This is a genomic window from Vibrio sp. S11_S32 (assembly GCF_014694465.1).
Taxonomy (GTDB): domain Bacteria; phylum Pseudomonadota; class Gammaproteobacteria; order Enterobacterales; family Vibrionaceae; genus Vibrio; species Vibrio algicola.
Window position 1 is genome coordinate 1 of sequence record NZ_JAAUWS010000080.1, and the last position, 5,605, is coordinate 5,605.

Genomic DNA, 5,605 nt, shown 5'->3' on the forward strand with positions numbered 1-5,605 from the left:
TGGCCTCTCAGCATGGTCAGTTGTGTCCGAAATCGTCACAGCCGTGACGAATCGACAGCCCTACCCAAACGTATTCGGTTTTTAACGTTCACCAGCCCTGTCAATAGGGTGCTGGTGAACGCTTACCTTATAAAGACCCAATCTTTGATAAAGCGGTAGAAAAACTAGAGTCGGCAAATAAATCGAACATCGAGAACTTACTTTATAAATAATATCTTTTTATAAACAAGCCTTTCTCTTTATCCGACCACACGACATCGTGCGCGGTTTGTAAACGAACTTGGGCTTTTGAGGCAAAATATTGTTGATAATCAGGCTGTTTTTCAAACAAACGGATCAACGCAGAATGTGGGATCAAATACAACAGTGAGTTTTCTAAGGCGGTGACGATATAGCGACTTTCATCTTCCATCGCATCGCTTAAAAACGTATAGCCAAACAAATCATCACTTCCTAAACGAGAACGTAATTGACCGTCGAGTTTACGTTGCTCTACCGAACCACTGCGGATCACATATAAGTATTTATCTTCAGTATTTTTATTAGGATCAATCACCTCACCACTACTGAGATAAGTGATTTGAACCACCGTCGACAGTTCTTCCACCACCTCGACAGGGAGATTATTGAACGGATCGATCTGGGACAAATACTGAACAATATTAGTAAGTAGAGACTCACCCATAAACACCTCAAAAGTATTATTATAAGATTATTTACTTAGTATGAATAATAAAGACAAAAAAGCAGCCCATTAAGCTGCTTTTTGTGACTCAATATCGCGAATTATTGAAAACTTTCAACAAAAAGTGATCTCTTACACTTCATCAGGTAGACGGTGTTTTGATGCTTGTAAGTGACTGGCCGATACTGCGCGTGCTTTGTCAGCATTACCTGCCATGATCGCTTCATAAATATCGCGGTGTTCTTGTAGACACAATGCTCCATGTTCTGATGAATGCACAATAAAGTTTTTGTACATGCTACACAGTATATTACCGAACGGCAGGTAGAAATCATTACCCGTCGAATTGAAAATCAGGTTATGGAATCGCATGTCGATATCGGTCCAAGCATCTTGAATAAAGACTTCTGCTTGTGAAACATCACACATTTTCTGGAAGGTTTCTGACAATTCAATACGCTGTTCTGCAGTGGCATGAATGGCTGCCAGTGCGCAAGCTTCTGGTTCTATCGCACGGCGTAAACCTAAAAACTGATGGAAGAAAGTATCGTTATCAACCAAACCATCCATCCATTCGATAAGTTGAGGATCTAAGAAGTTCCAACTTGCACGATCTTTGACTCGAGTACCGATTTTAGGGCGCGACTCTAATAAACATTTTGATGTCAGCAACTTCACCGCTTCACGTAATGCAGTACGACTGACACCAAATTGTTCACACAACGCCATCTCACCAGGAATGATCGAACCTTGGGGTAATTTACCCGATAAAATGCCTCTGGCTATTTCTCGTGCAACTTGTACGTGTAGGCTACGTTTAGAGCCAGAAATCGAGTTAAATTCATTGGACATATAGGTTCTTCTTAAAATAAATCAAATTAATAAAGCTTGTCATATTAATGGACATTCTAGCATTAACCTATATTTCATCCATCTCTTTTATGTTGAATAGCACCTGTCACCTCTCATTTATGCTAGTAACTTTACCAAATTGAAGAATATTATAAGGATATTTTCAATTCACCTCGATCCTGATCACATTTTATTAAATCGACAAAGTATATTGAGGATAAGCCATTGACTCACACTAGTGCTATTGTATGATAAATGGAGGTTAAGCATCTGTCATGACTGATGCTTAACAGGTAACACGATTGGTGCTGAATCCTTCCTAAGTTTTAGCATTAGTTTCGAATGGTAGTAGTAGTTATTTTGGACTGTTCATTTAAGTCCCTCTAATTTAATACCCTAGAGATTGAAAGCAATGACCACAACAGTACAGCTTTTAATGACAAGGTAATATTAACTTGTTGCCGGTTTGAGGTTATTTAACCTTATTACTGGCATTTTTTATATCGAAAACAATATGACCGTTCACACTTTTAATTCATCTCCCGCCACTTATCGAATACATGTTTTTATTGCGCAGCAAGTCGCGGCGCAAATTATTTCAGGCAAACTGACCACAGGCTCCAAACTGCCGAATGAGTTAGAGCTGTGTAAAGATTTTGGCGTCAGTCGTACTGCCTTACGTGAGTCGATTAAACTCTTGTCGTCGAAAGGTTTAATCAGCTCTAAACCTAAAGTGGGTACGTTTGTACAAGATCGTAAACATTGGCATTTTTTAGATCCTCAATTACTTGAATGGATCAAAGATTGTGAAGATCCAGAGACTTTCTTGCAGCAATTTTTAGGCTTACGCAAAGCGATTGAACCTGCCGCTTGTGCATTAAGTGCCATTTTTGCGACTTCCGATCAAAAGCAACAGCTAACCGAACATTTTGATGCCATGATGCAAGCCAGTCTGAATCAAGATGTTAATGCTTGGACGTTAGCGGATCTGCAATTTCATTCGTTAATATTTCAATCCACCGCCAATGATTTTTTTACCCCTTTTGGTAATTTGTTAACCACTGTGTATCAATGTTTTTTTACCCATTCTTCTGTGCGCGGTCATTTTTGCATTAAAGAACATCGAGCAGTTTATCAAGCGATTATCAAAGGACAAGCAACTGAAGCTCGTATTGCCTCGAATATTTTGTTAAAGAATAACCATGAGTTATTGTCGCTCAATCCAGCCTGATCCGCGCTTTCATATTCTATCAAGCCTGTGTCAAAATGATTGACAACTTGAATATAAAAGCCCCGTAAATTATTATATTTACAGGGCTTTTCAGGTCATATGGTAACGGTTAGTGTGATTCAATTATCATGTCTAGATCTTCCAGTATCGTTTTCGTCACCTGTTTCGTCGCTATTTTATATTCTTTTCCCAATACTGATATAAACCATCAATATCAGAAGAGCACATTAAATCCATCGCATCTTGCAGGCTTTCTTCAGGCCATTGCCACCATTGCATTTGTTGTAATTTTTCAATCTGTTGCGGGGTAAAACGAAAACGAATATGTTTGGCTGGATTCGATCCGACGATTGAATAAGGCGCAACATCTTTGGTGACGACTGCGCGACTGGCGATCACTGCGCCATCCCCTACCGTAATACCGCTCATGATCATGGCTTCCGTACCAATCCAAACATCATTGCCGATCAAGGTATCCCCAGCACGTTCAAAACCGTCTTTGGCGTTAGAGAAATTCTTACCATCTTGGTAGAAGAATGGAAACGCGCTGACCCAATCGGGTTGATGCCCTTGATTGCCTGCCATCATGAACACTGCGCCAGAACCAATAGAGCAATAATTGCCAATGATCAGTTTATCGACATCACTACGACCCGAAATCAAATAGCGCGCACATTCGTCAAAACTATGGCCATGATAGTAACCAGAATAATAACTGTGCTTACCAACAATAATATTTTTATTGGTCACTTGTTGCGCTAAAGGCTTGCCTGCAAACGGGCTGTTGAAATAGTTTTCCATATTACCTGCTTATAATTAACGGCTACTGCCCTGTTGGAAGTACGGCCTCTTCGGTCACTTGCTTGGCGGCTAACCGACTACGATATAAAAAGCTGCCCGCGATCAAGATTAAACCGCCTATCACAATAAAGGTCGCCATATCATATCCGCTTTCAAAGGCTACACCAATAACAATAACCAACACGCCTAATGCCTGAGTTAATCGCCCTAAGTACGCCCCTTGACGACCATCGACTGGTGCTTCTTCTGCAGCCGAAATTGGCGTCGCTAGGTTAGTATAAAAAGTGTCTAATTCGACTTTACGTTGTCCGGTTGGCTCTTTATACCAAAGCGATGATAATGCAAAGAAACCACCAGAAATCACAATTTGCGCCACCAGCATCGCCACTACAGTCAAGTCGACAGATTCACGATGAGTAAAGGCATCAGCGCCCAATAAAGGCAATAACCAATTAATATTAAATACAAATTGCATAAAGCACGATACGGTCAAACCCACCAATAATGTGCCCCAAGCCGACCAATCAGGCGTACGAACAAACACTAAAGCCAGCAAGGATGGGATCGCTAATGGCATTTGTAATAACGCGCCAAATAGCATCATTAAATCGAAAAAGCTGTACTCTTTAATTGAAGCAAATAGCAAGGCGGCCAATATCGACAATACGCCATTTACCACGGTAGAAATTTTACTTACTTTCATTTGTTGAGATTCGGTCGCTTGTGGGTTAAGCACCGATTGATAAACGTTACGTACAAAAATGCCGGCATTTCGGTTAAGGGCGGTAGTCATTGGCGCAATGGTGGCGGCGATCATGGCGGCTAAAACTAAACCTAACACCCCTTTCGGCATGTAGTATTCAATGAAATATAAATAAGCGGCATTGTTGGCATTGGAACCTAAATTCGGATAAAAACTTTGTAAATCGACATGCATGGTGGAGGTTACCCAAGGCGGAATAAACCACATCACCGGACCTATCACAAATAAGATACCGGCCACTAATGCCGCTTTACGCGCTTCTCTTTCATTGGTGGTCACCAAGAAGCGGTAACACGACATAGCATTATTAGTACCAATGGTTTGTTTGGCCATAATAAACACCACCCAGACCACGAATATTTGCCAGTAATTGACCCCTGTTCCCATTACCGATGGAATCGACGATTTTTCGATAAGTTGTACTGGGCCACCGATATAAATCAGCGCATAAGCCCCAACCACGATGGTGATCGCCATCAGTAAAATAAGCTGGATCACATTAGTAGCAGACACCGTCCATGAACCGTCACTGACCGCAATAAAGGTCACTAAAATGCCCACACCAATGATAGTAACGTATAAATCAATATCAAACACCGCCGCCACAAAAATGGCTAAACCATTGAGCCAAATCGCACACGATAAGGTTGTGAGAGGAAATTGCAGCCAAGTGTAGACTTGCTCGGATATTTTGCCAAAGCGCATCCTGATCACTTCCATCGCGGTATCCACTCGCAGTTTGCGATAGCGCGAAGCAAAGTACCAAGCCGCAACAAAGAAGCCTAGTGCATTACCCCAAAATAAAAACAATACCGCAAAACCATCTTCATAGGCTTTGGCTGCTGCACCGGTAAAGGTCCAAGCTGAAAATTGAGTCATAAACGCCGTGGCACCGGCCATCCACCACATCATTGCTCCGCCGCCACGAATAAATCCGGCAGAGGTTTTGGCAAAACGTTTGAAGATAAAGGCGGCAACAATAATAAAGATAAAGTAACCCACAGTGATCGCGACATCTAACAGATTCATTTACTATTCACTCTTGGAAGGGTAATCCCCCCGAAAAATAACTGCTGGCAAAAGTAGAATTTTCTCGTAATCTAAACGTAGGAGATTCAATATGAAAAAATCACGATACACGGACAATCAGATCCTCTCCATACTAAAACAAGCTGAAGCAGGCACTCCTGTGCCTGAGCTTTGTCGTGAGCATGGAATGAGTAACGCTTCTTTTTATAAATGGCGTGCAAAATATGGTGGTATGGATGCCTCG

Annotated in this window: 6 protein-coding genes; 2 read left to right on the top strand and 4 right to left on the bottom strand. The window is 41.5% G+C overall.

Annotated features, from left to right (window positions below; all coding sequences use genetic code 11):
- Positions 1-202: 202 nt before the first annotated feature.
- Both HC723_RS16170 and HC723_RS16175 read right to left on the bottom strand, forming a co-directional pair.
- Positions 203-685, bottom strand: a complete 483-nt coding sequence (locus tag HC723_RS16170) for a Crp/Fnr family transcriptional regulator (RefSeq protein WP_190339817.1) — start codon at positions 683-685, stop codon at positions 203-205.
- Between the two features lie 132 nt (positions 686-817).
- Positions 818-1,537, bottom strand: a complete 720-nt coding sequence (locus HC723_RS16175; RefSeq protein ID WP_153448875.1) for a FadR/GntR family transcriptional regulator — start codon at positions 1,535-1,537, stop codon at positions 818-820.
- A 514-nt stretch (positions 1,538-2,051) separates the two neighbouring features.
- Here HC723_RS16175 and HC723_RS16180 point away from each other — a divergent pair.
- The gene (locus HC723_RS16180; protein ID WP_190339818.1) at positions 2,052-2,768 is read left to right on the top strand and encodes a FadR/GntR family transcriptional regulator; all 717 of its coding nucleotides are present in this window, start codon (positions 2,052-2,054) and stop codon (positions 2,766-2,768) included.
- A 171-nt stretch (positions 2,769-2,939) separates the two neighbouring features.
- On the opposite strand, the gene catB is transcribed toward HC723_RS16180, so the two are convergent.
- On the bottom strand, positions 2,940-3,569 hold the full coding sequence (gene catB, locus HC723_RS16185; RefSeq protein ID WP_153448877.1) for a type B chloramphenicol O-acetyltransferase: 630 nt from the start codon (positions 3,567-3,569) through the stop codon (positions 2,940-2,942).
- 22 nt (positions 3,570-3,591) lie between these two features.
- Positions 3,592-5,361, bottom strand: a complete 1,770-nt coding sequence (locus HC723_RS16190) for a sodium:solute symporter family transporter (RefSeq protein ID WP_190339819.1) — start codon at positions 5,359-5,361, stop codon at positions 3,592-3,594.
- 91 nt (positions 5,362-5,452) lie between these two features.
- On the opposite strand from HC723_RS16190, the gene HC723_RS16195 reads away from it, so the two are divergent.
- Positions 5,453-5,605, top strand: a 153-nt coding sequence (locus tag HC723_RS16195) for a transposase (protein WP_190339820.1), incomplete at its 3' end; no start/stop codon positions are given.